Genomic DNA, 24,207 nt, shown 5'->3' with positions numbered 1-24,207 from the left:
TGCGACGTCAACAGCTACTCAGCTGCTGCGCCAACTCAGTTTCGGGCCAACAACCCCTCGGCCGGATCATGTTCCCCGACAGGGGAATACAGCTGCCATTCGGCCGGAATGCCCTTCAGCACATGGGAGCCACGGTCTTCGAACGTGATGCCGGAGCCGTTGACGAGGTCCTTGACGGTCCGGGAAACAAGAACCTCTCGACGTTTGGCTAACGCGGCGATCCGTGCCCCGATGTGTACGGCGATGCCGCCGATATCGTCGCCGCGTACCTCACATTCGCCGGTGTGCAGACCGCTGCGGATCTCGACGCCGATTTCCGGCATGCGCTCAGCGAGCGTGGTGGCGCACCGGACAGCTCGGGTTGGTCCGTCGAAGGTCGCCAGGAACCCGTCGCCGGTGTGCTTGACCTCGCGGCCCTGGAAGCGGCCGATCTGCTCGCGGGTTAGGTCATCGTGTCGCCCGAGCAGTTCGCGCCAGCCGCGGTCACCGAGTTCGGCTGCGCGGCGCGTCGAATCGACGATGTCGGTGAACAGCACGGTGGCCAGCACTCGGTCTGGCGGTTGCGCGTGACGGTGGCCCGTAAGAAACTGCTCGACCTCACCGGTGATCGACTTGATATCCCCGACGGCCGCCCAGTGGTCGACCCCTTCGAGTTCGACAAGCCGCGCCGTCGGAATTTTCTCGGCGATCTCCCGCGCGAATTCCACCGGGATCGCCTCGTCGGTGCGATGCAGAACCAGCGTAGGCACCGAAACACTGTGCAGGATGTCCTGGACTTTGGCCTTGGTGAGCACCGCCTCAAACGTCAGCCGAGCCATCTTCGGGCTCATGGCAGCCCGTTCCAGTGCGCCGCAGCCGGTCCGCTGCATCGTGCTGTGCCTGAGGCTGGGCGCCGCCCAGTCCAACGTCAGTCCCTCGCCCCAACAGTCGAGCGACGCCTCAACCCGGTCCATCAGCTCGATCCATTTCGCCCGGCCCGGTGAGCCGTCGTCGTCGCGCGATCCGTTTGCGTATGTGCCGAAGAGAATCAGCGACAGCACCCGGCCCGGATACGTAGCGGCGAACATCACGCTGATGGGCCCACCCTCGGAGTATCCGAACAGGGCGGCGCGATCGCTGCCCGCAGCGTCCAGTACCGCACGCAGGTCATCGGCGCGGCTCTCGAGGGTTGGCACGCCATCGACGGGATCAGAAAGACCAGTGCCGCGTTTGTCATAGAGGATCACGCGGGCAAACGATGCAAGTTCTCCGACAAACTTCGCCCAGCTGGGATCCGCCCACATCAGATCTACGTGGGAGAGCCAGCCCGGGACGATTACCAGATCCATCGGACCGTCGCCGACCACCTGATAGGCGATGTCTCCCCCCGGGCCCTTCGCGTAATGCGTCTGAGGCGCGTGAGCCATCGGGCTCAGTATCGCACTGGGCAGGCTTATAAGGACGCTTCTCGCGATTGCAGCAACCGTGTAACCATCGGTGCTATCTCTTGGCATGACGTCGACTCAGTTGAGGCCCGAATGAACCCGGACCGCACCCCGGCCGTAGTGACGTAAGTGATCCGCAGCGAGCGTGAGGAGCGCCGTCCTCAACCCGTTACCGGACTGCAATCGGTGACGGGGGCGGCGTACGCGGATTGGGACGCGGTGTATCGCGACAACGTCACCTGGGTCTACCGGCTGATGTACGGCAAAGTCGGCAACCAACCGGACGCCGAAGACCTGACTGCGGAAGTGTTCATGACGGCGCTGCGCCCGCTGCGAGTCTCCGCGACCGTACCTGAGGTACGCAAGTATCTTCGGATGACGGCCCGCACGGCGCTCGCGTCCTACTGGGGCGATCGGATGGGCCGCCAGGTGACCGTCATCGAGGACGACGTGCCTGAGCCCATCGAGCCGGAGTTGGTCGCAAGCGATGCGCCTGACAAGGTGCGCCAGCTGTTGCAGCGGCTGCCGGACAACTACCGTCGCATCCTGGAACTGCGTTTCTTGCAAGCCTTTTCGGTGCGTGAGGCCGCCAGTCAGATGGGGGTGACCGTGGCGAACGCGAAGGTGTTGCAGCACCGCGCGCTGCGGATGGCGGCACAATCGGGTGAGGAGGCCACGACGTGAGCAACCGCACCGTACGCCGTTTCGTCGAGGGGCTGCTGAAAGGGCAACGCACGGAGCCCGCGCGCCCCGACGATTTCGAGGCCGAGCAGATGAAGACCGCCATCGAGTTGCGGGCGGCGCGGTTGGGCAGCGATGCCCCCCGCGAGGAGTTCGTCACCGACCTACATCGCAGGCTCGCAGCCGAAATGTCCGAAGGCCAGCCAGCCGTCTCACATCCGCGATGGGCGCCACGCCGACGCGAGGTGGTCATCGGCGGCTCCATCGCTGCCGCTTCAACCGCAGCCGGGTTGGTGGTCGGCCGTAATCTGCTCGCGCCCACAGTGACCCAGCAGGCAACGCCGGTCCAGGGGGAGCTCGAACCCAACGCGGGAACATGGCGCGCCGTCGGTGCGAGCGCCGACCTCCCTGATGGCGGGGCCCTTGCGTTCGACCTCGGCTCGGTCAACGGATTCGTGCATCGCAGCGACGCCAAGCTGGAGGCGGTGTCCGGGGTCTGCACGCATCAGGGCTGCAAGCTGTGGCTGGACGCGCCGGAGAGCCGGTTGCGTTGCCCCTGCCACTCGACATCGTTTTCGTTGGAGGGCACCAATGTCACGCACCAGCTGCCCGTCGCTCCACCGCCGCTGCCGAGGTTTCGGGTGCGCGAAATCAACGGTGTAATCGAGGTTTTCGCGCCGACGAAATCCGCGTAGCCGCTTCGCGAGGATTCACCGCCAGAATGGCGGCCACGGTCTCGCCGAGGCCGAGCAGTCGGCAACCGTGCCCCACCAGGCAGCGAGGCACGTAGCCCGACCATCGCTCGGTCGTCTCGTCGCGCTCGATCTCGAGTTGTCGGCGGCAGGGCCAGGCGCTAGTAGCGGTGACGGCGGTGCTCCTGGTGAAAGCGCCAGTATCCGATGAACCAGATCACCAGCACTACCAGGGCCGCAGCTGCGAGGACATCCATAGTGACTCACCTGTTGCCATTATGCGCCGCTAGATTAGGGCCGTGCGACTGCTGCTGATCGCCGATACCCATATTCCCAAGCGAGCTCGTGACCTGCCCCGTCAGGTCTGGGACGAGGTGGCAGTCGCCGACGTGGTGCTGCACGCCGGCGATTGGGTGGAACCGTCGTTGCTCGACGCGCTGGAAGCCAAGGCCAAGCGTCTGGTCGGTTGCTGGGGAAACAACGACGGTGCAGAGTTGCGGCGTCGCCTGCCCGAACGTGCCGACTCGACGCTTGGCGGGCTCCGCTTCACCGTGGTGCACGAGACCGGAGCGGCGACCGGCCGCGAAGCTCGGATGGCCGACGCGTACCCCGACACCGACGTGTTGGTCTTCGGCCACAGCCACATTCCGTGGGACACCACGGCCAAGACGGGTCTGCGCCTGCTCAACCCCGGCTCGCCGACCGACCGGCGCAGGCAACCGTTCTGCACGTACATGACCGCAACAGTGGACAACGCCGCGTTGTCAGATGTCGTGCTACACAACCTGGATCGCCATGCGTGACCGCAAAGCCCGAGTAGCCGACGTGCACGAGATCGCCGCTGCGATGCCGTACGCCACCCGTATCGAGGGGCCCAAGGGCAACGCCATCTATCAGGTGGGCGGCAAATCGTTCGTGTTCTTTCGCACGCCGCAGCCCGATGCCGAGGACCCCGAGACCGGCGAACGGTACGCCGATGTGATCATGATCTGGGTGGAGTCCGAGAGCGACAAGCTCGCGCTCATCCAGGATCCCGACTCGCCGTTCTTCACCACCGATCGGTTCGACGGGCATTTATCGGTTCTGGTGCGCGCCAAGGACTTACGCTTGATCAGTAAAAGCGAGTTGACCGAGCTGATCCAGGACGCATGGTTGTCGCGGGCGTCCAAGCGCCGCGCCGAGAGATGGCTTGCCGAGCAGGAAAGTTAGCTCAGCTGGCGTCGACAGCGCAGATCAGGCCGATATGGCGCTAGGCAGGTGGCGCCGCGGCATGGTTTGCGCCGCCGAATCGGAAACCGCCGGGCGGCGGAAAATAGGTGTGCCACTGCGGCATGTTGCCGTCGTCAGGGAATTGCGGCGTCTCGTCTGCACCCCACAGTAGGTAGGGCTGAAACTGCGGCATCATCGTGGTGACGACGGGCTCGACCGTCTCGTCGCTTACGAAGACTGACTTGCCGGACGGATCGTGTCCGGTGACTACGCGGCGCACACTCATTCGGTCAGTCAACCACCCGTCGCCAGACTCGCGTGGCAATGTCAGCGTCATGGAACAGAAGCCCCCGACGGCGGTGATCGAGTCGGCGCACGCCGAACACCTGACCAATCTCCCGTTCGACAACACCCAGGATCTGGAGGACGCCGATCGGGGCTTTCTCGGCGCCCTCGAACCATGCGTCGTCAAGGCCGCCGACGGAAGAGTGGTGTGGGACAACGATATCTACGCCTTCCTAGACGGCGAGGCGCCGACATCGGTGCATGCCAGCCTCTGGCGGCAGAGCCAACTGTGCGCAAGGCAAGGCCTCTACGAGGTGGTCGAAGGCATCTATCAGGTTCGCGGTCTTGACCTGTCCAACATCAGCTTCATCGAGGGAGACACCGGTGTCATAGTCATCGATCCGCTCGTCTGCACTGAGACGGCGGCGGCCGCGCTGGATCTGTACCGCGCCCATCGAGGTGATCGGCCGGTCGTCGCCGTCATCTACACCCACAGTCACGTCGACCATTTCGGCGGTGTCCTTGGCGTGACGACACAGGCCGACGTCGACGCGGGCAAGGTCGCGATCATCGCGCCCGAGCATTTCACCGAGCACGCCGTTCAGGAGAACGTCTACGCGGGAACGGCGATGGCGCGACGCGCTGCATATATGTATGGAGCGGTGCTGGAGCGCGGCCCCCAGGGGCAGGTGGGTTGCGGTTTGGGGCAGACTCCTTCGCTTGGTGAAGTCGCGCTGATCGTGCCGACCATCGACATCCGCGAGACCGGAGAGCGGCACACCTTCGACGGCGTCGACATCGAGTTCCAGATGGCGCCAGGGACCGAAGCGCCCGCCGAAATGCACTTCTACTTCCCGAAATTCCGGGCCCTGTGCATGGCCGAGAACGCGACCCACAACTTGCACAACCTGCTGACCCTGCGCGGCGCGCTGGTCCGTGATCCGCATGGTTGGGCCGGCTACCTCACCGAGGCAATCGATACGTTCGCCGACCGCGCCGACGTCGTCTTCGCCTCACACCATTGGCCGACGTGGGGTAAGGAGCGGATCGTCGAATTCCTTTCTCTGCAACGGGATCTGTACGCATATCTGCACGACCAGACACTGCGGCAGCTGAATCAGGGCTTCACCGGAATCGAGATCGCCGAGACTTTCCAGATGCCGCCTGCGCTGGAGCGGGCGTGGCACACCCGCGGGTACTACGGTTCGGTCAGCCACAACGTCAAGGCGGTGTATCAGCGCTACATGGGTTGGTTCGACGGCAACCCCGCCCGATTGTGGGCCCACCCGCCAGAAGCGATCGGACCGCGTTACGTCGAGGCCATGGGAGGCCTCGACCGTGTCGTCGAAATCGCCCGTGCGGCCTTCGATGGCGGCGACTTCCGCTGGGCTGCAACCCTGCTCGACCACGCGATCTTCACCGACAAGGATCACCGGGGCGCCCGCGACCTCTACGCCGACACGTTCGAGCAGCTCGCCTACGGCGCAGAGAACGCGGTATGGCGCAACTTCTTCCTGTCGGGGATGACCGAGCTGCGCGACGGAAATTTCGGCACGCCGACGCAGACCGCGTCACCGTCGATGGTGATGCAACTGACGCCCGAGCAGCTGTTCGACACGTTCGCGATCAACCTCAATGGGCCGCGGGCATGGGATCTCGACGTCGCCGTCGACATCACGTTCCTGGATACCGCGACCAACTACCGGTTGACGGTGCGCAACGGGGTGCTGGTCCACCGCAGAGTGGCCGCCGATGAATCGACCGCACAGGCGAGCATCAAGTTCGCAAACAAGTTGCGGCTCTTGACATTTGTTGCAGGCGACGCGGATTCACCGGGGCTGGAGGTGACCGGTGATACCAACGCAATGCCGTCGGTGCTCGCAGTGGTTGACCGGCCGAACCCCAGCTTCAACATCGTCGAGCCGTAGCGATTTCGGCGCGCTTACGCTCGCTGAGCGACTGTTGCCGCGCCGAAATCGCTAGGGAATGCCGCCGTCGACGCGGATGATCGAACCGCTGGTGTAGCTCGACGCATCGGAGGCCAAAAACAAAGCAGCACCGATGATTTCGGGCGGATTGCCCAGCCGCTTGAGCGCGAAGTGCTGGGCACCCTTCGTCGTCGCCGGAATGTCCCAGGCCTTGCTGATATCGGTCAGGAACGGCCCGGGCATCAACGTGTTGACCCGCACGGTCGGGCCGAACGCCAGCGCGAGCCCTTCGGTCAGCGCGTTCAGTCCCGCCTTGGCCGCTGAGTACGGCAGCTGCTCGGGCCGGGGCCGTCGCGACCCGCTGGAGCTGACATTGATGATCGACCCGCCGCCGTCGGCCACCATTCGCTCGCCGACAAGGGCCGACAATCGGAATGGGCCCTTCAGGTTGAGGTTGATGACGGAGTCGAACAGCTTCTCGGTGACCGTGCTCAGTGACTCGTACAGCGGCGACATGCCAGCGTTGTTGATGAGGACGTCGACCTTGCCAAACCGTTCGTAGGCGGCGGCCACCAACCCGTCGATCTCGTCCCAATGTCCGACATGCACCTGGTACGGCAGCGCGGCACGACCGGTCGCGGCCTCGATCTCCTTGACGGTCTCGACGCACGTCTCGTACTTGCGGCTGGCGATGATCACGTCGGCGCCGCAGTGCGCCGCGGCGAACGCCATCTCCCGGCCGAGGCCCCGGCTGCCGCCGGTGACCAGCACAACCCGGTCAGTGAGATCGAAGAGGTGGTCGGCGTATCCCCGGGAAGTCACAGCAATATGGTGACACGGTGCAATTGCTTCTCATCAGGCATGCGCTGCCGCTTCGCAGCGAACCCGGACAGGGCTCTGACCCCGATTTGTCCGAAGAGGGCATCGAGCAGGCCAAGCGGCTGCCTGATGCGCTGGCGCGCTTCCCGATCACCCGGCTGGTAAGCAGCCCGCAGGTCCGGTCCATCCAGACCGCGCAACCCGTCGCCGACGCGCTGCGGCTGACAATAGAGGTCGACGACCGGCTCGCCGAATACGACCGCGACATGGCGGACTACATCCCGATCGAGCAGATCGCCGCCGAATTTCCTGAGGAGCTGGCCCGGTTGTCGCAGGGGCATCTGCCCAGCAGCGTCGACGAGACCGCGTTCCTTGATCGGATCAACGCCGGGATCCGGGCGATCGCGGAAGCCGGCGATCACGAGGACACCGTCGCAGTGTTCACCCACGGCGGCGTGATCAACGGACTGGTGCACACCATCATGGGCACCGAGAAGATCCTGTGCGTCAACGTCGACTACGCCGGGATCACCCGGCTGCTGTTGTCCCGCGAAGGCAATCTGTACGTCGCGTCCCTCAATGGCACCGAGCACGTATGGGACCTCTTGCCGCGAAACCAGCGATGGTAGACAAGTTCCGTGACTACCTCGCTCGACGGGCTGGACCTCGACGCCCTTGATCGCCATCTGCAGTCCATCGGCATCGCCCGCAGCGGGGAGCTCCGTGCCGAGCTGATCGCCGGCGGCCGGTCCAATCTGACGTTCCAGGTTTCCGATGACGCACACAAGTGGGTGCTGCGCCGGCCGCCACTTTCCGGTCTGACGCCGTCGGCGCACGACATGGCGCGCGAGTACAAGGTGGTGGCCGCTCTGGCCGACACCCCGGTGCCGGTCGCGCGCGCTGTCACGATGCGCGACGACGACTCCGTGCTCGGCGCGCCGTTCCAGATGGTGGAGTACGTGGCAGGGCGCGTCGTGCGGTACGACGACGAGCTCGAGGAGCTCGGTGACAAGGCCGTCATCAGCGACTGCGTCGACGCGCTGATCCGGGTGCTCGCCGATCTGCACGCCGTCGACCCAGAAGCTGTCGGGCTCGGCGATTTCGGTAAACCCACTGGCTATCTCGAGCGGCAGGTACGTCGCTGGGGCGGGCAGTGGGAATTGGTGCGGCGCGACAACGATCCATGTGATGCCGACGTCAAGCGGCTGCATTCGGCTCTGGCAGAAGCGATTCCACCGCAGAGCCGCAGCTCGATCGTGCACGGCGACTACCGGATCGACAACACGATTCTCGATGCGCAGGACGCGACCAAGGTCGTCGCAGTGCTGGACTGGGAGATGTCGACGCTCGGCGATCCGCTCAGCGACGCTGCGCTGATGTGCGTGTACCGCCACTCGATGTTCAACATGATCCACTCCGCGTCGGCGTGGGCGTCACCGCTCATGCCTGAGGTCGACGAGCTTGCGGACCGCTATTCGCTGGCGGCCGAACAGCCGCTGGACAACTGGGACTTCTACATGGCGCTCGGCTACTTCAAGGTGGCAATCATCGCCGCGGGCATCGCATTCCGCGCGCGCATGGGCGGCGGAGTTGCCGACGACGCCGATGCGGTCGACAAGGCGGTGGCGCCGCTGGTCGCTGAAGGCCTACGCGTCCTCGGCTAGAACCCGGCCTTCAGATTTTTCTTCGCCGCACGGCGCAGCTGGACGATGCGTGCTGTCCCGGCCGCCACGGTCAGCAGACCGCCGCACACCGCGGCGAGCAGAATCGCCACGCCGACCGGTAGGTTCCACTCCCAGACGAACAAGTGGATGGTCGTCGAATCGGTGTTCTGCATGATGAACACCAGCAACAGGATCAGGATCACGAACCCGACGATCAGCGCTGACCACAGCGCCGCCGCACGAGTGAACTTGACGGCCGACTCTGGCGATACGAGATACTCACCGGGGGTGGCCGTCGGGTCGGGCGGCGTCCCCTTCGAGGAGGCCTGCGGCGGCTCGATAGGCCCCGGGGGAACGGCGCCGCGGGGGGGATCGGGCGAGGCAGACGGATCGCTGGTCATACTGCCATCTTTGCCCGTTCCAGCATCGAAAGAAACCACATCGGTGATCACGCTGACCTAAAGGGCGGCGTTTCGGCGCACATCTCGATAGTGTCCCGGGGAAGCCAATGCGCCGAGAGGACGTTCGGTATGTCGAGCACGCGTACATCGATTCTGGCGGTCATTGCGGCGGTGCTTGCGCTGGTGATCGCCGGGTGCGGCAGCTCCAATCCGCTCGGCGGCGGGGAGGTATCCGGAGATCTCAAGTCGATCAAGGTCGGTTCGGCCGACTTCACCGAGTCGAAGATCATTGCCGAGCTCTACGCCCAGGCGTTGGAGGCCAACGGCTTCACCGTCCGCCGTCAGTTCGGCATCGGCAGCCGCGAAACGTATATCCCTGCGGTGCAAGACCATTCCATCGACCTGATCCCGGAGTACACCGGCAACCTCCTTCAGTACTTCGACAAGCAGGCGACGGCGACGACGTCTGATGCCGTGCTGCTGGCTCTGCTCAAAGCGCTTCCCGGCGACCTGTCGATCTTGTATCCGTCGCCGGCGGAGGACAAGGACACCCTGGCGGTTGCCGAGGCGACCGCGCAGAAGTGGAATCTCAAAACCATCGCCGACCTCGCCGCGCATTCACCCGAGGTGAAAGTCGGCGCGCCATCGGAATTTCAGACCCGCGTGACCGGCCTCGTCGGTCTCAAGGACAAATACGGTCTGGACATCGCGCCTGCCAACTTCATCGCGATCAGTGACGGCGGCGGACCCGCGACCGTGCAAGCCCTGACGAGCGGAGCCATCACCGCGGCCAACGTCTTCAGCACCTCACCGGCGATCGAGCAGAGTCACCTTGTGGTTCTCGAGGATCCGAAGAATGTGTTCCTCGCGGCGAACGTGGTGCCACTGGTGGCGTCGCAGAAGATGTCCGCTGAGCTCAAGACGGTACTGGACGCCGTCAGCGCAAAACTGACCACGGAGGGTCTGATTCAGCTCAACACGGCGGTGGAAGGCAACAAGGGCATCGACCCCGACAAGGCGGCGCAAAAGTGGATCAAGGACAACGGCTTCGACAAGCCCCTGCAGAAATAGACGAATGATCACATTCGAGAACGTCACGAAGAAATATCCCGATGGCACTGTCGCGGTTGACAACCTGACACTCGAGGTCCCGGAGGGCACGCTGACGGTTTTCGTCGGTCCGTCCGGCTGCGGCAAGACCACCTCGATGCGGATGATCAACCGGATGATCGATCCGACCTCCGGCACACTCACCGTGGACGGGAAAGACGTCACCAAAGTCGACCCGGTGAAGCTGAGGCTGGGCATCGGATATGTCATCCAGAGCGCAGGGTTGATGCCGCATCTGCGGGTGGTCGACAACGTCGCCACCGTGCCTCTCCTGCGAGGCGAATCACGGCGCAGCGCACGCAAATCCGCGCTGGACGTGATGGCGCGCGTCGGTCTGGACCCGAAGCTCGGCAGTCGATACCCGGCGCAACTGTCGGGCGGTCAGCAGCAGCGCGTCGGTGTGGCTCGCGCGTTGGCGGCCGATCCGCCGATCCTGTTGATGGACGAACCATTCAGTGCGGTCGACCCGGTGGTGCGCGAAGAGTTGCAGACCGAGATCCTGCGGCTGCAAAGCGAATTACGCAAGACGATCGTGTTCGTCACCCACGACATCGACGAGGCGGTCAAGCTGGGTGACAAGGTCGCGGTCTTCGGACGCGGTGGCGCGCTATTGCAGTACGCAGACCCGGCTTTTGTGTTGTCCAACCCCGCCAACGAGCTGGTTTCGGGATTCGTCGGAGCCGACCGCGGTTATCGAGGTTTGCAGTTCTTCCATGCGACGGGGCTGCCTCTGCACGAGATCAAAACGGTGACCGATGGCGAGGTCGACGCTCTGGCCTTACAGCCCGGCGAATGGTCCCTGGTCGTCAAGGCAGACGGAACACCACTCGCGTGGATCAATGCCGACGGTGTTGCGGTCCACCGCAAGGGCTCCTCGCTGTATGACAGCACCGTCGGCGGCGGATCCTTCTTCAAGCCGGATGGCACGTTGCGACAAGCTCTCGACGCCGCGCTGTCCTCACCGACCGGGTTGGGCGTGGCGGTCGATGAGCGCGGCCACTTGATCGGTGGGGTGCGCGCCGACGATGTGCTCAAGGCGCTGAATGAACAGCGCCGCGTTCCGGAGCTGGGGTAGCGGATGCGCTATCTGCTCACTCACCTCGACGACCTCTGGACGCTGACGCTGATCCACCTACGGTTGTCACTGGTTCCGATCGTCCTGGGGCTGATCATTGCTGTGCCGCTCGGCGCGCTGGTCCAGCGGACCACCGCGTTGCGACGGCTGACGACGGTGACTGCGAGCATCATCTTCACGATCCCGTCGCTGGCGCTGTTCGTCGTGCTGCCGCTGATCATTCCCACCCGCATCCTCGACGAGGCGAATGTCATTGTGGCGCTTACGCTTTACACCGTCGCGCTGTTGGTCCGCGCGGTGCCCGAAGCGCTGGACGCGGTGTCACCTGCGGTGCTCGACGCCGCCACCGCCGTCGGCTACAAACCAGTCTCCCGGATGCTGAAAGTGGAGCTGCCCCTTGCTGTTCCAGTGCTCATAGCGAGTCTGCGCGTGGTTGCCGTCACGAACATCTCCATGGTGTCGGTCGGATCGGTGATCGGAATCGGTGGCTTGGGCACCTGGTTCACCGAGGGCTATCAGGCCAACAAGAGTGACCAGATCATTGCGGGCATCATTGCGATCTTCGTGCTCGCCATCGTCATCGATTCCCTGATCATGCTCGCTGGGAAGGCGATGACGCCCTGGACGAGGGCGACCAAGGCCCCCCGAGCAGCCCGCGCAGGAGCAACCGCCGGAGCGACCGCATGAACTTCTTGCAGCAAGCACTTTCGTACATCTTCACCGCAGCCAACTGGGGTGGTGCCGCCGGCCTGACGGCGCGCATTCTCGAGCACCTGCAATACACCGTCGTCGCCGTCGTCTTCTCGGCCATCATCGCTGCGCCACTGGGCATGATCATCGGGCACACCGGCCGCGGCACCTTCCTCGTCGTGACCGGGGTCAACGCGCTTCGCGCACTGCCTACGCTCGGTGTGCTGTTGCTGGGTGTGCTGCTGTGGGGCCTCGGGCTGGTGCCGCCGACCGTGGCGCTGATGTTGCTGGGCATCCCGCCGCTATTGGCCGGAACCTACTCGGGCATCGCCAATGTGGACCGCGCCGTCGTAGACGCCGCGCGTTCGATGGGCATGACCGAGACGCGGGTGCTGCTGCGCGTGGAAGTACCCAACGCGATGCCGCTGATCCTCGGCGGGTTGCGCACGGCGACACTGCAGATCGTCGCCACCGCGACCGTCGCGGCCTACGCGAGCCTGGGCGGCCTGGGTCGCTATCTGATCGACGGCATCAAGGTGCGGCAGTTCTATCTCGCATTGGTCGGCGCGTTGATGGTCACGGCCCTGGCGTTGATCCTCGACGCGGCGCTGGCTTTCGCCGTGTGGGCGTCGGTTCCCGGCACCGGCCGGCTGCGTCAGATGCCGCAGCCGTTGCTCGGCGATGAGGTCGTCCTCGAGTCGCGAGCACCCGCGCAAAGCACTTCAATACGGCGCTACGAACGAGGCGATCCTTCGCCTACGGTAGAGGGGTGAGTGAAGGTCGCTCTGAAGACAAGGACGGCGCCTGGCCGCGAATCTTGACCTGGCGCGCGCATGATGTACCGCGGATGGAGTCCGTGCGGGTTCAGCTGTCCGGCAACCGCATGAAGGCATACGGCAGGATCGTCGCGGCCGCGACGCCGTCGCACCCAGCCTTCTCGGCTTCCTATGATCTGGTCACCGATGAGGCGGGCGCCACGAAACGCCTGTCGCTGACCGTCACGCTTGCCGAGCGCGAGCGGCAGCTGTCGATCGCCCGCGACGAAGAGAACATGTGGCTGGTTCAGCATCACACCGGCGAGTCCAGACGTGCCGCCTATGAAGGCGCGCTCGACGTCGATCTGATCTTCAGCCCGTTTTTCAACGCGCTGCCGATCCGGCGCACCGGGCTCTATCAGCGCAGCGAGTCGGTGACGTTGCCTGTGGTCTACGTGCGTTTGCCCGAGCTGTCGGTGGACCCGGCGGTCATCAGCTACAGCAGCGCGCCCGACGGGATCAAGCTGCATTCACCGGTGGCAGAGACCACGATCCGGGTCGACGACGAGGGCTTCATCCTCGACTACCCAGGGTTGGCAGCGCGGATCTGATCACCCCGCCCGCACGGCCTGCGGCGGCGAGTTCATTGCGCCAGTTCTCCGCCCCGATGACGATTGTGACGATCTCGGGTCGGCCGAAGCTGTCGTAGCGGGTTCGTGCGGCGTTACCGCCCTCGACCAGGTCGGTCAGCGGGCTTTTCGCTGCGAGTGCGTCGCGCGCCTGGCCGAGCAGGGAAAGCGTGCGCTCCAGTACGGGCAGCAGTTGGTCGGCATTGGCCTCGCACATGGCACGGACCAGATCCGGGGCGGTGGCGGCCACCCGCGTGCCGTCGCGGAAGCTGCCAGCGGCCAGCGCGAACGCCAGCGGCACCTCGCCCGCGGTGATGGCGAGCGCCTCGGCGAGCAGGTGCGGCAGGTGCGAGATGGTGGCGGCGGCGGCATCGTGCTCGTCCGACCGGGCCGGGACGACGACGGCGCCGCAGTCCAGGGCGAGGTTCATCACCATCGTCCAGATGTCGGCGTCGACGTGGTCGTCGACGGCGATCACCCACGGCGCGCCGACGAAGAGCAGGGGGCTGCCCGCGACCCAGCCCGATTGTGCTGTCCCGGTCATCGGATGGCCGCCGACGAAACGGTCAAGCAGGCCAAAGGACCGGACTTCGTCAAGGACGCAGCCCTTCACGCTGGTCACGTCGGTCAATGGGCATTCCGGCGCGGCGTCGCGGATGCGTGCCAACATCTGCGGCAGCGCCGGCACCGGTACGGCGAGCACGATCAAGGCTTTGCTGTCGGCGGCGCGGGTCAGCGCCTCGTCGAGGTCCTCGGTGGCGTCGAAGCCGTCGAATTTCGCGGCTTGTACGCCGTCGATCGAGCGGTTGTAGCCGAACACCTCGCGTCCCGCCGCAGCCGCGGCGCGCATCACGGAGCCCCCGATAAGTCCAAGACCCACCACGCAAATGGGTGTGTTTGTCACCCTTCCAGGTTGGCATATCGCCGGTATCGCCCGACGTCAGGCTTGGTGTCCATTGCTGGTCAAGGCTGGACCGCCGGACTACCGTTAGCCCCCATGGGAGCACAGAGTGCGCCGGCGCAGGGCCACGCCGCGGACATGCCCGACGGCTTCGGCGTAGCCGTCGTGCGCGAGGACGGCAAGTGGCGTTGCTCAGCGATGCGCAAGGCCGCTCTGAACAGCCTGACGGCAGCGGAAACGGAGTTACGCGAAATGCGTAGTGCGGGAGCGGTTTTCGGGCTGCTAGACGTTGACGACGAGTTTTTCGTGATCGTGCGGCCCGCGCCCGCGGGAACTCGGCTGCTGCTGTCGGATGCGACCGCCGCACTTGACTATGACATCGCCGCCGAGGTGCTCGAGAAGCTGGACAACGACATCTCCCCTGAGGAGCTGGAGGAAGCCGACCCGTTCGAGGAGGGCGATCTCGGAGTACTCGCCGACATCGGCCTGCCCGAAGCGGTGCTCGGCGTCATCCTCGACGAATCCGACCTGTACGCCGACGAGCAGCTCGGCCGGATCGCACGGGAAATGGGCTTCGCCGACGAGCTGTCGGCGGTGCTCGACCGTTTGGGTCGGTGAAGACCGACGAAGACCTGATCCGGGTTGCGCTCGAGGTCGCGTATGCGGCGGGGCCTCGTGACGTGCCGATCGGGGCGGTGATTGTCGCCGCGGACGGCACCGAATTGGCGCGGGCAGCCAACATGCGCGAGGAGTTGGGTGATCCGACCGCGCACGCGGAGATCCTGGCGCTGCGGGCCGCGGCTTCGGCGTTGGCCGACGGCTGGCGGTTGGACGGGGCCACGCTGGCGGTGACGGTTGAGCCGTGCACGATGTGCGCCGGCGCATTGGTGATGGCGCGGGTGTCTCGGCTGGTGTTCGGCGCATGGGAACCGAAGACCGGCGCGGTCGGGTCGCTGTGGGACGTGGTGCGCGATCGTCGGCTTACACATCGACCAGAAGTCCGCGGGGGAGTGTTGGCCGACGCGTGCGCCGCGCCGCTCGAGGCGTTCTTCGCGAAGCAGCGATTGGATTAGTGCTGCGGTGGGCCGGTAAGCTGCCACGCGGTGGCGTGTCCGAGCGGCCTAAGGAGCACGCCTCGAAAGCGTGTGACGGGTAACCCCCGTCCGAGGGTTCAAATCCCTCCGCCACCGCCATTACTGTAGATCTGTTATCGCAGGTCAGCGGTATTTTAGTGTTTGCTAACGCGCGTCCTCCGGCCCCCGTGGCCACATTTTGGCCACACTTTCGCGTGAGTACCGGCTATGCAGAGTGACCGCTACGGCGTCCAAATCGTCGTCGAACAGATCCGCATAGGTGTCGAGCGTGACCTTTGCCGATGTGTGCCCGAGCATCCGCTGCAACGCCAGGACATTCACGCCGGCCGACACAGCCAGCGACGCACAGGTATGGCGCAGATCGTGGGGCGTGATCGTCTGGATCTCGGCTCTCCTGACCGCAGCGGCGAACCACCCGCCCGAGGACTTCGGCCGAGGCAAGTAGCCGCCATCCGGCCCGGGGAACACCAGGTCGCCAAGAGCCTTGCCGCCGCATTGGACCGACAGCTCATCGAGCACGAATCCTGGGACCGGCACCGAGCGAGCCTTGCGGCCCTTGGTCGGACCTACCGCGTGGCTGACACCAAGCTGCACGGCGTTCTGGTTCACGTTGAGCCGACGACGCAGGAATTCCACGTCGCGTATTCGGAGTCCCACCGCTTCTCCCCACCGGATGCCGGTATAGGCCAACACAAGCACTAGGGTTCGGTGCTGGCTGGATTCGTTGGCGAGCCGGTACACGTCATCTGCCGACAGGTAGACGCGTCGCTTGCCAGTCTTGCGCGGAAGGTTCTCTACGCCCTTAGCAGGGTTCGCTGAGAGCCGTTTAGATTTCACGGCGTCGGCCAGAATGCCCGATAACACCCCGTGTGCCCGCAGCACTGTCGTCGCGCCGGCACCCTCGGCTCCCATGCTGGCGATCCACGCCTCAATGCTCAACAGGTCGACATCGGCGACCGCGACCTTTCTCCACCGCGGGGAAACGTGGACACGCCAAGCAGACTCGAGCATCCGGTAGTGGGACGGTGCGGTGTGTTGCTTTTTACGGGTCAGCCACTCAGGGCCCAGTTCGGCCACTGTAATCCGGCCCAGTGACGGCGCGATGTAATCGCCCGTCATCTTGTTGACTTCTACCGAGTTTGCCCACCGCTGCGCATCGATCTTGCGTTTGAAGCCGCGCTTCTGCGTCGACCTGTTGTCGGGTGTGCGGTAGCGAACGCGGTAAAGCGTTGCACCACCGTTGGTTTCGTACCGCTCAACCGTCGCCATCGTTGATTACCTGTTGCAGGTCGGCCTTCAGTTGGCGTGAAATCTGGCCCCGGCGTTGAGCGTTGGCGTCTGGTCCGGCCCGATGGTCGCGTTCGGCCGTGAAAGTGCGGCGCCACAACGCTGCCATGGCTGTCGCACCGAGTACCTCGCTAACGCCAATGTTCTTGCACATCCGCGCGTCGGATTCGCTGAAATCCCGGAGCACAGCCGAGCGGAGACCTTGCGTTATCGCACGGAGTCGCTTGGGCCAGTGAACCGTTGAGATCTCCATCGGCATTGTCGCTAGATTCTCTTGCAAGAACGAGGTCTCGTCCGACGCCGCTACCAGCTCGGCGCCGAGACTTCCGCCAGATAGGGCAGCATGTAGTGCTGACTTGTCGAGGCTCAGCTTGTCGTTGATTTGGACTCGCCCGTTGCCGGCGACCAGCTCGGCGAGCGATACCGGGCGTCCGATCGCATCACCTAGCGCCGCTGCGGCTGCAATGAGGGTCGGCAGGCTCGGCGCAGTCCTACCTGCCTCAAAATCACCGACGCGGCCCGATGTCCAAGGCAAACCATAGCGCTGCGCGACCCGCGCCAGCTGTTCGAGCGTCACCTTGGCGTCTAGCCGAAGGACCTTCGCGCTTTCGCCTATCACTTCCGCCACTTTTGTCACAGAATCTGCCACCAGTTCACTCTACGTGATTGTCAGTGAATTGACTAGCAAGTATGCGAGTTGACACGACGCCTCTGATGTGGTGGGCTAGTGGTGTCGCTAGAAATGAGGCGAAGTGAAACTGAGAGGACGCGCTGAAATGGCAATACAAGACCTGACGGACACCGAGTTGTCGAGGCTGTTCGTTGACACCGGCATCGACTTGTCGACACTCCCCGCCATCGCGACGTCGCGCGAGTTGGCGCCCGTAATGGCGACCACCGAAGCCGCGCTCGCCCAGGACAGGTATCGGCGCGGCGGCATTCCCTATGTGAAATTCGGCAGGCGTGTGCGTTATCTGCGCGCCGATGTGGCTCGTTACCTGGCCGCGAACCGCAGCGACAACCCGCCGGGGGCCGCCTCGAGATCGAAGTAACCCGGCCGGATCGGACCGGGTCATCCCAAAAACCAACAAGGTGCTCGGCTTCCTATACCCACGCCACCCCCAACCCGAAAGGACCCCATGACTTCTTACGACCCGGATTTCGCGAACACAACGATGCACATCGGCAGCCGAGGAGACCCCGGCGCCCATTCCCACAGACCAACGCCGGAATGCCCGCGTGAAAGGAACAGGAAAAATGTCCGTAGCACCCAATGATTGCGTCGCCGCTGCCCGTGAATTCATCCGTGGCGAAGGTGGTTGCGTTGTCGGCATCTGGCCGTTGCTCGACGAGCTGATCGATAACTGCGGCGACCGGTTCCGCGTGTCACCGGACGGGTACAAGGTGCTGGATCTGATCGAGACGCTGTGGGCCGACCCGCATGTCGATCAGGTGCCCCACGGATCGATCGATTTCGCCTGGAGCGAGGAAGGCTTGGTCGATCAGGTCCCTGTCACCGGATTGAAGGCAATGCTGCTGGGCCGCTTTCAAATCACGTCAGCGACCGAAGGGGAGACATAGTCATGGCGAACCGACCCGCGGTGAATCCAAACGTTCACGACATCGCCGACCAAGCGAAACACGGTTACGCCACAGGCACGAAACTGCTCGCTGAAACGCAGTACCGGCTCGGTGAACTAGCAGGCACCGGTCGGCTCGACCTCGACGAGTCGATAAGCATGCAGACGCAGCTCTTCTACATCTGGGGGGCCCTGTATGCCGGCACACTATGCGCGGTGCGTGACGAGGACGCCGACGACTGCACCTGGGATGAGGCCGACAACACGTACAGCGACGGTCGCCACGTCAGAATCCAGATTCGGATCGAGCCCGAGGCGGCCTCGGACTTCACCTGGGAGCACAACCGCTTCGTGCTGGGCGACGGTGCCGTCGCCGAACACCCGCTCGGGACGATCTGCTACATCGCGCCCATCAATCCCCACGACGATCAACCCGTCGACTTGGGCGATGAAGCGGACTCCGCTGACAGCGATGGAGAGCACGAAATCTAGTGACTGCAATGATGTCCCCTCATCCCAGAGGTTGCTATCAGCCGTTCAGGGTGGATGGTAAGAAGGTCCATCGCCGCGTCCACCGAGGCCGTGCACGTACGCATCGATCGCCAGCGGATCGACGGCGTGCCGGTGCGCTGGCATGAGCACCCACGCCGCCCGGGCTCCATTGGCGCTGATCTCGTTGCGCTCGGCCAAGGTGCGTAAGATGCGCGCCCCAACTCACCCAGCTGAAGAAGCGACCCGGCGCCGACGCCGAGGAGCTGCCCGGCGAGCCAGAGCAGTGAGCGCTTCGTCTCCCCGCGATCCTCTTCCCCGCAGTTGTCCTCGTCCCCCAAGAATTTCGCGTAGCCAATGTGTTTCGGCGCCCCTCGTCACAAAACGGGTGAGGGCGAGAGAGTCTCGCTCGGGGAAGGGACAGAGATGAACCCAACCATCTTGGTCAGCAAGCGTGGCGTGCAAGAGCAGTACGGGATCCCGATCAACACCCAGGAGGACCTGTACCGCAAGGGTCTATTCGCGCCGCAGCTCAAGGTTGGCGGCAAAATTTATTACCGCAGAAGCGATCTCGAGGCCTGGTTCGATGCCCAAACCGTGGGTGGCGACGGCACCGCATGACGAAGACAAAAAGGAGCCGCCTCCCGCGAGGAGGCGGCCCACGAAAACTGCGACGACCAACACCACCGCCAGAATGCCGACTCGGGGCACGCCAGCGCCAGCGAGCAGACGGGCGCTTTGAAAACCCCATCATCCGGTTCGAACATCTCGGCGAGTACTACGACGATGTACTGGTCAGCCTGGAACCCGACAAGCGCGCGGTGATCGCAATCAGGGCGTTACCGCCCGCGGCTCGACACTGGGACGCGACCTCAAAGGTGTGGCGCATCCACCCCGGCCGCGCCGAACAACTTGCGGCTACCCTATGGCGCCTCGGCTACTCCGTTCGCGGCGCGTGGTGATTCACGGTGATGACGAATGGGGCTCCCGGTAGGGTAGCCGAGCGCAACTCCCGCAACACATTTGGGGACATCACCTTTGATGACCAGGACACGGGACAGCAGCGACATCAGGACAGTGAGGATCGCATCTACGCCCGGGGCGCCCGGCTGCACAGGGAGGCGGGGTGGCGTGCACCATTGCCGATTCCGCCGGGTGCAAAATATCCGCCGCCCAAGGGCTACACGGGACATCATGGACACTGGCCCAGTGACGAGCAGATCGCCACATGGGCACGGGAAGAACACGGCCTGAGTAACCTCGCACTCCGAGTGAACTACGGGCTCATCGGTATTGATGTCGATGCCTACGACGCCAAGACTGGGGGCCTGACGCTCAAGGAAGCCGAATATCGGTGGGGTCCGCTGCCTGCTACGTATCGCTCGTCGTCGCGCGTCGATGATGAAGTCAGCGGCATTCGGGTTTTTCGGGTGCCGGTGGGCGTGTTCTTTCGGAGCGTGATTGAGTTCAAGGATCTGGGGCGGGGGGACATCGAGGTCATCCAACCCCATCACCGCTACGTCACTGCCTGGCCGTCCATCCATCCGAAGAACGCACAGCGGTACCGCTGGTTGGGCCCAGACGGCACGCTGCTGCCTGAAGGCGAGGTGCCTCGCGTAGAGCACCTCTCCGAGCTGCCCGAGGCGTGGGTGACTGCGTTGGCCAAAGACTCGGTTCGCGAAGAGGTCTTCGACGGATCGGCTCCCAACCGACCCAAGGCGAACGATGCGGTGGTCGACGAGCAGGTCTACCACCAGCTCATGGAGCTGACGGACAACGGCGTGCCGGACGAGGTGGTCGGTGCGAGGCTGCAGAAAGCCCTGCTGGAGCTGACTGGCGGAGCAGGCAGCCGCTACGACCACACCCGTGACGACGTCGCCGCGCTGATGCGGATGCACCACTCGGGCCGTGTCGGGGTACCGAGCGCGTTGTCCACATTGTTCACCGCCTACGTGCTGGAGGTAACCGATACCCGGCCTCGCAAGGTGGCCGAGGCGGAGTTCTGGCGGTTCACTGAGGGTGCGGCCCTGCTCATCGCGGCGACCTCCCCTAGTGACCCGTGGCAGACGATGGGGACAGCCAGCTCAGGTAACGGAGAAGGCATTGGAGGTCATCCCGATACTGGAGAGGACGGGCCATCATGGTGTCCGGTCGACCTCACAGACCTGCTCAATGGCGTCCGTGAGCCATTGCTGCCAAGCTTGTTTGAGCGATCCGACGGGCAGTGCCTCCTCTATCCCGGCTTGGTGCACAGCTTTCATGGTGAGTCTGAATCGGGGAAGTCGTTGGTCATCCAGGTTGAATGTGTACGCCGGATCAATAGCGGTCAGAAGGTGCTCTACCTCGATTTCGAGTCGGATGCGGTGTCCGTCGTCGACCGTCTTCTGGAGTTCGGCGCTGATCCTGCCGCCGTTGCCGACCACTTCCGCTATGTGCAGCCAGAGGTCCGACCGGACTCCGTGGCGGAACGGCGGGCATGGGACGAGGTGCTCTCCGGCACTTACGCACTGGCCGTCATTGACGGGGTGACGGACGCGCTCGGCATCTTCGGCTGTTCGACGAAGGACAATGATGACGTTTCCCGTTGGCTTAGGGCGGTGCCGAAGCTGATCGCCGCCAGAACCGGTGCCGCCGTGGTGCTCATTGACCACGTAACTAAGGACGCTGGCACCAGGGGGCGCTTCGCCATCGGGGGCCAGGCCAAGATGGCCGGGCTGAGCGGCGCTGCGTACACCGTGGAGGTTGCCCTCCCGTTGGGCAAGGACATGCGCGGTGAGGTGGTGCTGCGGGTGGGCAAGGACCGCCCCGGATGCGTGAGGGTGCACTGCGGCCCTTTCCGGAAGTCCGACCGCACCCAGGAGGCGGCCCGGATCATCATCGACTCGACGGTCGCCCCGCCGACAGTGACTGTCGGCGCCCCGGGTATTCGAAGCGACGAAAACTCCTGCGGCCCAGCTGTCTTTCGTCCGACGAACCTGATGCAGCGCGCAAGCGAGGCGATCGAGCAGCACCCCGCGGAGCTGACGAAGACCAAGGTGGCGGAGGCGGCCGGCGGGAATAAGCAGGCGATGCTGGCGGGCATCGACATTCTCCGGAGCGAGGGTTACGTGGAAACCGCGAAGGGCCGATCTGGATACGACGTGTACACCTCACTCAAGCCATACCGCGAGACGGACGACGAGCGGTCGGATCGGTATGCCCACTCCGGGAACGCCTTACGCACAGACTGAGTGGTTCTTGGTTCCCCGGTTCCTATACCGGGGAACCCGGGAACCAGCTCCAACAGGTTCTGGGGAACCAGAGGGAACTACTGGGAACCACCACTTGGATTTCGAAAAAACGGAAGCCCACAGCGCGCATCGTTCGTCCGACCTGCCCATCGGACGGGCGGTTCCAACAGGTTCCCGGGAACCAGAAGGAACCACCGGGAAGTACTGGTATTCAGAGACATTCATGCCGGAGTTAGTAGGAATCAAAATTCAAGAAAAATTGAGTAAGGGACAGATACGAACTCCGGCAAGGTATCCAAGCACGGGGAGGATCGTGGACTCAGAGCGGTGGGCTGGGGTTTCGTGTCGCATGGCTGTGCAGAACGTACAAAATGTCAAGAGCAGTTCAAAACCTAGTAAGACTTAGTGCAAGCCGAGAGCAGTTTCCCGGCAACGTAGTACGACGCCATCAACCAAACCCTAAGGGTTTCCGTCCACCCAGCACCTGCCCTTGCTCGTCGTCATCAAGACCTCTTTGACGTCCGCCGGGTCGACGGTGCGAAAGTTGAAGTCCTTCTCAGCTACGCTTTCCCACTTATCCGTCGCTGCTCGGCGGCGGTTCTGGTCATGACTGCTGCTCCAGCATCCATTCCGTCCTCCAATCGTGTTGTTTCCGTTGGTGTGTCTGAATACTTCATCTGGCCCTTTTCTCTTGCTCGGCAAGCCACTCCCGTACGACCGACATTTTCCAGACGCGGCGCCTGCCGAGCTTGAAGCTGGCCGGACCCTCGCCGATGTTGGCCCAGTAGCGCCATGTACTGGCCTTGGTTCCGGTCAGTGCCTCAAGGTCCTTGGCACCCATGATCTCTCTATCCACCTGATCTAACTTCGTGCTATCCCCCTGATCGACCTTCGTGCAATCCCCCACATCTACCGCGGGGCGCTTAGCCCGAATTGCATTGGTGTCCTGGTCGATTGCGCTTCGCAAGTCTTCCTCATCATTATCGGACATAGAGTTGTTCTCCGAGTCTCGTTGTGTCGCTGAGTAAATCGTCTGCGTTCACCTCAGCTCACTATAGAACGCTACGGCGTGCTGCCGCCCCCGGTGACGATTCCGGGTTGCGTAGGTCGGTTGGCCGACACGTCCGGCTGGGGCTGCCTGACGTTGGGACACGACGTGCCGCTCCGGATGCCCGCCTAGCCGCTCGGGTCCGGCTGGCGGCCCGGAGTCCATCGCCGATGAAATGTGCCCGTGCCTAGTCGAGCCTCGTAGGATGGAGGTGCTTCATGAGATGTCGTCGCCAAGCTCCGACTGGACGGCACGCCAACCCCACGCTCATTGGGTGGCTCGGATGAACGAAGCGGCCTGGCACCGGCCGGTGCGGGCAAGAGCGCCTCCGGTGCGGAGGCCCGACTGAGGGGCGGGCGAATGAACGGGAACTCGAACTCCAACGATGACAAGGGCGCGGGCCAGATCGCCATGACAGACGACTTGTTCGGGTGGCCTGGTGACGGCGTGCACTGGGCGTGGCAGCGGTGTGGCCGCTGCGAATACCGGAAGGTCCGGGTGCACTCGACCAACCCCGACCACCTGGTTCGCCGCGCGGCGTCGCCGACGAATGTCTCGCCCGTGCAGATCGCCGACCGGTACGCGGCCGGGCGCAGGCATGGCTGAGCTGGACTTGGTCAGGCTGCGTGAGTTGGCGGCCGAACTCGGCTACTGGCCTGCCTCCACCGACGAGGAGCACGTCGCCCGTCTGCGTGCCCAGGACGCCCGCTATGACGAGCAGGTGGCCCAGGACCCCGACGGCGCCAAGTGGCAGAAAATGATGGGTGTCCCCAGTTATCGGAGAAATCAAAGGACACAGTCATGAGCGCCGAGCGTGGATGGATCGGTGAGCCACAACCAGAGAGACAGTGGCATAACTCCCACTACTCACGGGAGGCCGACAGGATTGCCGTCCGCGATCGCGGGACGGTCCCAATCACCGATGACGAAGCGCATGACTGACCACTGCGATGGCGTGGAGGACTGGGCTGCGCACCATCGTGGCCAGGGACACGATCCCGACGCTGCGCCGACGACGGGGAACTCGGCACAGTGGGACTGCGACTGCGGCGGTATCAACCGCATCCTCACCGTCGAGCAGATCGCAAAGAAGTTCGCGCACTCGAAGGACCGTCCCCAGTCGCTCAACCCCGACTTCCCGGTCCCTAATACGCCGCCGAGCAAGCCGCCCTGCGGATAGCGGTCCAGTATGCGGCGGGGAGATCTCGGCCCATGG

At 64.2% G+C, this 24,207-nt stretch carries 30 protein-coding genes, 1 tRNA gene and 1 riboswitch; of the genes, 23 read left to right on the top strand and 8 right to left on the bottom strand.

Annotated features, from left to right (window positions below; translation table 11 throughout):
• Positions 1–35 precede the first annotated feature (35 nt).
• A complete protein-coding gene (locus MYCSM_RS29695) occupies positions 36–1,406 on the bottom strand; it encodes an adenylate/guanylate cyclase domain-containing protein (protein ID WP_015309885.1) in 1,371 nt (456 codons plus the stop codon).
• Between the two features lie 150 nt (positions 1,407–1,556).
• Here MYCSM_RS29695 and MYCSM_RS29690 point away from each other — a divergent pair, with 150 nt between their 5' ends.
• The 4 genes from MYCSM_RS29690 to MYCSM_RS29675 all read left to right on the top strand — a co-directional run bounded on the left by MYCSM_RS29690 (position 1,557) and on the right by MYCSM_RS29675 (position 4,006).
• Positions 1,557–2,108, top strand: coding sequence for an RNA polymerase sigma factor (locus MYCSM_RS29690; RefSeq protein ID WP_051073961.1), 552 nt, complete (start codon positions 1,557–1,559; stop codon positions 2,106–2,108).
• On the top strand, positions 2,105–2,800 hold the full coding sequence (locus tag MYCSM_RS29685) for a Rieske (2Fe-2S) protein (protein ID WP_015309883.1): 696 nt from the start codon (positions 2,105–2,107) through the stop codon (positions 2,798–2,800). Before MYCSM_RS29690 ends, MYCSM_RS29685 begins: the two co-directional genes overlap by 4 nt.
• A gap of 296 nt (positions 2,801–3,096) precedes the next feature.
• The gene (locus MYCSM_RS29680; protein WP_015309881.1) at positions 3,097–3,600 is read left to right on the top strand and encodes a metallophosphoesterase family protein; all 504 of its coding nucleotides are present in this window, start codon (positions 3,097–3,099) and stop codon (positions 3,598–3,600) included.
• Entirely contained in the window at positions 3,593–4,006 is a 414-nt protein-coding gene (locus tag MYCSM_RS29675) for an MmcQ/YjbR family DNA-binding protein (protein ID WP_015309880.1), read from the top strand. The genes MYCSM_RS29680 and MYCSM_RS29675 overlap by 8 nt, the downstream gene beginning before the upstream one ends.
• 40 nt (positions 4,007–4,046) lie before the next feature.
• Here the strand turns inward: MYCSM_RS29675 and MYCSM_RS29670 are convergent, their stop codons facing one another.
• The gene (locus tag MYCSM_RS29670) at positions 4,047–4,292 is read right to left on the bottom strand and encodes a hypothetical protein (protein WP_015309879.1); all 246 of its coding nucleotides are present in this window, start codon (positions 4,290–4,292) and stop codon (positions 4,047–4,049) included.
• A 49-nt stretch (positions 4,293–4,341) separates the two neighbouring features.
• Between MYCSM_RS29670 and MYCSM_RS29665 the strand changes: the two genes are divergently transcribed.
• Positions 4,342–6,219, top strand: coding sequence for an alkyl/aryl-sulfatase (locus MYCSM_RS29665; RefSeq protein ID WP_015309878.1), 1,878 nt, complete (start codon positions 4,342–4,344; stop codon positions 6,217–6,219).
• A gap of 51 nt (positions 6,220–6,270) precedes the next feature.
• On the opposite strand, the gene MYCSM_RS29660 is transcribed toward MYCSM_RS29665, so the two are convergent.
• Entirely contained in the window at positions 6,271–7,041 is a 771-nt protein-coding gene (locus MYCSM_RS29660; protein ID WP_015309877.1) for an SDR family NAD(P)-dependent oxidoreductase, read from the bottom strand.
• Between the two features lie 17 nt (positions 7,042–7,058).
• On the opposite strand from MYCSM_RS29660, the gene MYCSM_RS29655 reads away from it, so the two are divergent.
• Both MYCSM_RS29655 and MYCSM_RS29650 read left to right on the top strand, forming a co-directional pair.
• Positions 7,059–7,667, top strand: coding sequence for a histidine phosphatase family protein (locus MYCSM_RS29655; protein ID WP_015309876.1), 609 nt, complete (start codon positions 7,059–7,061; stop codon positions 7,665–7,667).
• Positions 7,668–7,676: 9 nt separating this feature from the next.
• Positions 7,677–8,702: a phosphotransferase family protein gene (locus MYCSM_RS29650; protein WP_015309875.1), complete on the top strand. Its 1,026-nt coding sequence runs from the start codon at positions 7,677–7,679 to the stop codon at positions 8,700–8,702.
• Here the strand turns inward: MYCSM_RS29650 and MYCSM_RS29645 are convergent.
• On the bottom strand, positions 8,699–9,103 hold the full coding sequence (locus tag MYCSM_RS29645) for a LapA family protein (RefSeq protein ID WP_041315270.1): 405 nt from the start codon (positions 9,101–9,103) through the stop codon (positions 8,699–8,701). The genes MYCSM_RS29650 and MYCSM_RS29645 overlap by 4 nt on opposite strands.
• Before the next feature lie 129 nt (positions 9,104–9,232).
• On the opposite strand from MYCSM_RS29645, the gene MYCSM_RS29640 reads away from it, so the two are divergent.
• From MYCSM_RS29640 to MYCSM_RS29620, 5 genes are read left to right on the top strand one after another with little or no spacing between them, the layout of a single operon-like run.
• Entirely contained in the window at positions 9,233–10,174 is a 942-nt protein-coding gene (locus MYCSM_RS29640; RefSeq protein ID WP_015309873.1) for an ABC transporter substrate-binding protein, read from the top strand.
• Between the two features lie 4 nt (positions 10,175–10,178).
• Positions 10,179–11,288: an ABC transporter ATP-binding protein gene (locus tag MYCSM_RS29635; protein ID WP_015309872.1), complete on the top strand. Its 1,110-nt coding sequence runs from the start codon at positions 10,179–10,181 to the stop codon at positions 11,286–11,288.
• A gap of 3 nt (positions 11,289–11,291) precedes the next feature.
• Positions 11,292–11,975: an ABC transporter permease gene (locus tag MYCSM_RS29630; protein ID WP_015309871.1), complete on the top strand. Its 684-nt coding sequence runs from the start codon at positions 11,292–11,294 to the stop codon at positions 11,973–11,975.
• The gene (locus MYCSM_RS29625) at positions 11,972–12,751 is read left to right on the top strand and encodes an ABC transporter permease (protein WP_015309870.1); all 780 of its coding nucleotides are present in this window, start codon (positions 11,972–11,974) and stop codon (positions 12,749–12,751) included. The genes MYCSM_RS29630 and MYCSM_RS29625 overlap by 4 nt, the downstream gene beginning before the upstream one ends.
• Positions 12,748–13,344: a putative glycolipid-binding domain-containing protein gene (locus MYCSM_RS29620; RefSeq protein ID WP_015309869.1), complete on the top strand. Its 597-nt coding sequence runs from the start codon at positions 12,748–12,750 to the stop codon at positions 13,342–13,344. Before MYCSM_RS29625 ends, MYCSM_RS29620 begins: the two co-directional genes overlap by 4 nt.
• Here MYCSM_RS29620 and MYCSM_RS29615 read toward each other — a convergent pair.
• The gene (locus MYCSM_RS29615) at positions 13,307–14,266 is read right to left on the bottom strand and encodes a prephenate dehydrogenase (protein ID WP_015309868.1); all 960 of its coding nucleotides are present in this window, start codon (positions 14,264–14,266) and stop codon (positions 13,307–13,309) included. The genes MYCSM_RS29620 and MYCSM_RS29615 overlap by 38 nt on opposite strands.
• Before the next feature lie 93 nt (positions 14,267–14,359).
• On the opposite strand from MYCSM_RS29615, the gene MYCSM_RS29610 reads away from it, so the two are divergent.
• From MYCSM_RS29610 to MYCSM_RS29600, 3 genes are all read left to right on the top strand, one after another.
• Positions 14,360–14,881, top strand: a complete 522-nt coding sequence (locus MYCSM_RS29610) for a tRNA adenosine deaminase-associated protein (protein WP_015309867.1) — start codon at positions 14,360–14,362, stop codon at positions 14,879–14,881.
• Positions 14,878–15,336, top strand: coding sequence for a nucleoside deaminase (locus MYCSM_RS29605; RefSeq protein ID WP_015309866.1), 459 nt, complete (start codon positions 14,878–14,880; stop codon positions 15,334–15,336). The genes MYCSM_RS29610 and MYCSM_RS29605 overlap by 4 nt, the downstream gene beginning before the upstream one ends.
• A 29-nt stretch (positions 15,337–15,365) precedes the next feature.
• Positions 15,366–15,456, top strand: a tRNA-Ser gene (locus tag MYCSM_RS29600).
• Between the two features lie 45 nt (positions 15,457–15,501).
• Here MYCSM_RS29600 and MYCSM_RS29595 read toward each other — a convergent pair.
• Both MYCSM_RS29595 and MYCSM_RS29590 read right to left on the bottom strand, forming a co-directional pair.
• Positions 15,502–16,626, bottom strand: coding sequence for a tyrosine-type recombinase/integrase (locus MYCSM_RS29595; protein ID WP_015309865.1), 1,125 nt, complete (start codon positions 16,624–16,626; stop codon positions 15,502–15,504).
• Positions 16,613–17,293, bottom strand: coding sequence for a hypothetical protein (locus tag MYCSM_RS29590; RefSeq protein WP_015309864.1), 681 nt, complete (start codon positions 17,291–17,293; stop codon positions 16,613–16,615). The genes MYCSM_RS29595 and MYCSM_RS29590 overlap by 14 nt, the downstream gene beginning before the upstream one ends.
• Before the next feature lie 127 nt (positions 17,294–17,420).
• On the opposite strand from MYCSM_RS29590, the gene MYCSM_RS38940 reads away from it, so the two are divergent.
• From MYCSM_RS38940 to MYCSM_RS35405, 5 genes are all read left to right on the top strand, one after another.
• Positions 17,421–17,696, top strand: coding sequence for a helix-turn-helix domain-containing protein (locus MYCSM_RS38940; RefSeq protein WP_015309863.1), 276 nt, complete (start codon positions 17,421–17,423; stop codon positions 17,694–17,696).
• Between the two features lie 205 nt (positions 17,697–17,901).
• Entirely contained in the window at positions 17,902–18,225 is a 324-nt protein-coding gene (locus MYCSM_RS29580) for a hypothetical protein (RefSeq protein WP_015309862.1), read from the top strand.
• 2 nt (positions 18,226–18,227) lie between these two features.
• Positions 18,228–18,716 (top strand): hypothetical protein, encoded by a 489-nt coding sequence (locus MYCSM_RS29575; RefSeq protein WP_015309861.1) that lies wholly within the window; start codon positions 18,228–18,230, stop codon positions 18,714–18,716.
• Positions 18,717–19,139: 423 nt separating this feature from the next.
• Positions 19,140–19,334 (top strand): helix-turn-helix domain-containing protein, encoded by a 195-nt coding sequence (locus tag MYCSM_RS29570; RefSeq protein ID WP_041312839.1) that lies wholly within the window; start codon positions 19,140–19,142, stop codon positions 19,332–19,334.
• Positions 19,335–19,684: 350 nt separating this feature from the next.
• Positions 19,685–21,943, top strand: coding sequence for a bifunctional DNA primase/polymerase (locus tag MYCSM_RS35405; RefSeq protein ID WP_015309859.1), 2,259 nt, complete (start codon positions 19,685–19,687; stop codon positions 21,941–21,943).
• 673 nt (positions 21,944–22,616) lie between these two features.
• Here the strand turns inward: MYCSM_RS35405 and MYCSM_RS38935 are convergent.
• Entirely contained in the window at positions 22,617–22,934 is a 318-nt protein-coding gene (locus tag MYCSM_RS38935; RefSeq protein ID WP_015309858.1) for a helix-turn-helix transcriptional regulator, read from the bottom strand.
• Positions 22,935–23,205: 271 nt separating this feature from the next.
• Positions 23,206–23,320, top strand: a riboswitch (SAM riboswitch).
• Positions 23,321–23,351: 31 nt separating this feature from the next.
• Here MYCSM_RS38935 and MYCSM_RS29550 point away from each other — a divergent pair.
• From MYCSM_RS29550 to MYCSM_RS29540, 3 genes are all read left to right on the top strand, one after another.
• Positions 23,352–23,597 carry a hypothetical protein gene (locus MYCSM_RS29550; RefSeq protein WP_015309857.1) on the top strand — a complete coding sequence of 82 codons (246 nt, stop codon included), beginning with the start codon at positions 23,352–23,354 and terminating at the stop codon, positions 23,595–23,597.
• Positions 23,590–23,796, top strand: a complete 207-nt coding sequence (locus MYCSM_RS29545; protein ID WP_015309856.1) for a hypothetical protein — start codon at positions 23,590–23,592, stop codon at positions 23,794–23,796. The genes MYCSM_RS29550 and MYCSM_RS29545 overlap by 8 nt, the downstream gene beginning before the upstream one ends.
• Positions 23,797–23,925: 129 nt before the next feature.
• On the top strand, positions 23,926–24,171 hold the full coding sequence (locus MYCSM_RS29540) for a hypothetical protein (protein ID WP_157681420.1): 246 nt from the start codon (positions 23,926–23,928) through the stop codon (positions 24,169–24,171).
• The last annotated feature ends 36 nt before the right edge of the window (positions 24,172–24,207 follow it).

Source organism: Mycobacterium sp. JS623 (assembly GCF_000328565.1).
Classification (GTDB): Bacteria; Actinomycetota; Actinomycetes; order Mycobacteriales; family Mycobacteriaceae; genus Mycobacterium.
The sequence above is the reverse complement of the archived record's forward strand: the minus strand, read 5'-3'. Positions and strand labels throughout refer to the sequence as shown.

Excerpts from the sequence above, each read along its gene's own strand:
- MYCSM_RS29695 (WP_015309885.1), bottom strand. The coding sequence starts at position 1,406 with ATGGCTCACGCGCCTCAGACGCATTACGCGAAGGGCCCGGGGGGAGAC.
- MYCSM_RS29675 (WP_015309880.1), top strand. The coding sequence starts at position 3,593 with ATGCGTGACCGCAAAGCCCGAGTAGCCGACGTGCACGAGATCGCCGCT.
- MYCSM_RS29670 (WP_015309879.1), bottom strand. The coding sequence starts at position 4,292 with ATGAGTGTGCGCCGCGTAGTCACCGGACACGATCCGTCCGGCAAGTCA.
- MYCSM_RS29665 (WP_015309878.1), top strand. The coding sequence starts at position 4,342 with ATGGAACAGAAGCCCCCGACGGCGGTGATCGAGTCGGCGCACGCCGAA.
- MYCSM_RS29645 (WP_041315270.1), bottom strand. The coding sequence starts at position 9,103 with ATGACCAGCGATCCGTCTGCCTCGCCCGATCCCCCCCGCGGCGCCGTT.
- MYCSM_RS29640 (WP_015309873.1), top strand. The coding sequence starts at position 9,233 with ATGTCGAGCACGCGTACATCGATTCTGGCGGTCATTGCGGCGGTGCTT.
- MYCSM_RS29635 (WP_015309872.1), top strand. The coding sequence starts at position 10,179 with ATGATCACATTCGAGAACGTCACGAAGAAATATCCCGATGGCACTGTC.
- MYCSM_RS29630 (WP_015309871.1), top strand. The coding sequence starts at position 11,292 with ATGCGCTATCTGCTCACTCACCTCGACGACCTCTGGACGCTGACGCTG.
- MYCSM_RS29625 (WP_015309870.1), top strand. The coding sequence starts at position 11,972 with ATGAACTTCTTGCAGCAAGCACTTTCGTACATCTTCACCGCAGCCAAC.
- MYCSM_RS29610 (WP_015309867.1), top strand. The coding sequence starts at position 14,360 with ATGGGAGCACAGAGTGCGCCGGCGCAGGGCCACGCCGCGGACATGCCC.
- MYCSM_RS29595 (WP_015309865.1), bottom strand. The coding sequence starts at position 16,626 with ATGGCGACGGTTGAGCGGTACGAAACCAACGGTGGTGCAACGCTTTAC.
- MYCSM_RS38940 (WP_015309863.1), top strand. The coding sequence starts at position 17,421 with ATGGCAATACAAGACCTGACGGACACCGAGTTGTCGAGGCTGTTCGTT.
- MYCSM_RS29580 (WP_015309862.1), top strand. The coding sequence starts at position 17,902 with ATGTCCGTAGCACCCAATGATTGCGTCGCCGCTGCCCGTGAATTCATC.
- MYCSM_RS29575 (WP_015309861.1), top strand. The coding sequence starts at position 18,228 with ATGGCGAACCGACCCGCGGTGAATCCAAACGTTCACGACATCGCCGAC.
- MYCSM_RS29570 (WP_041312839.1), top strand. The coding sequence starts at position 19,140 with ATGAACCCAACCATCTTGGTCAGCAAGCGTGGCGTGCAAGAGCAGTAC.
- MYCSM_RS35405 (WP_015309859.1), top strand. The coding sequence starts at position 19,685 with ATGACGAATGGGGCTCCCGGTAGGGTAGCCGAGCGCAACTCCCGCAAC.
- MYCSM_RS38935 (WP_015309858.1), bottom strand. The coding sequence starts at position 22,934 with ATGTCCGATAATGATGAGGAAGACTTGCGAAGCGCAATCGACCAGGAC.
- MYCSM_RS29550 (WP_015309857.1), top strand. The coding sequence starts at position 23,352 with ATGAACGGGAACTCGAACTCCAACGATGACAAGGGCGCGGGCCAGATC.
- MYCSM_RS29545 (WP_015309856.1), top strand. The coding sequence starts at position 23,590 with ATGGCTGAGCTGGACTTGGTCAGGCTGCGTGAGTTGGCGGCCGAACTC.
- MYCSM_RS29540 (WP_157681420.1), top strand. The coding sequence starts at position 23,926 with ATGACTGACCACTGCGATGGCGTGGAGGACTGGGCTGCGCACCATCGT.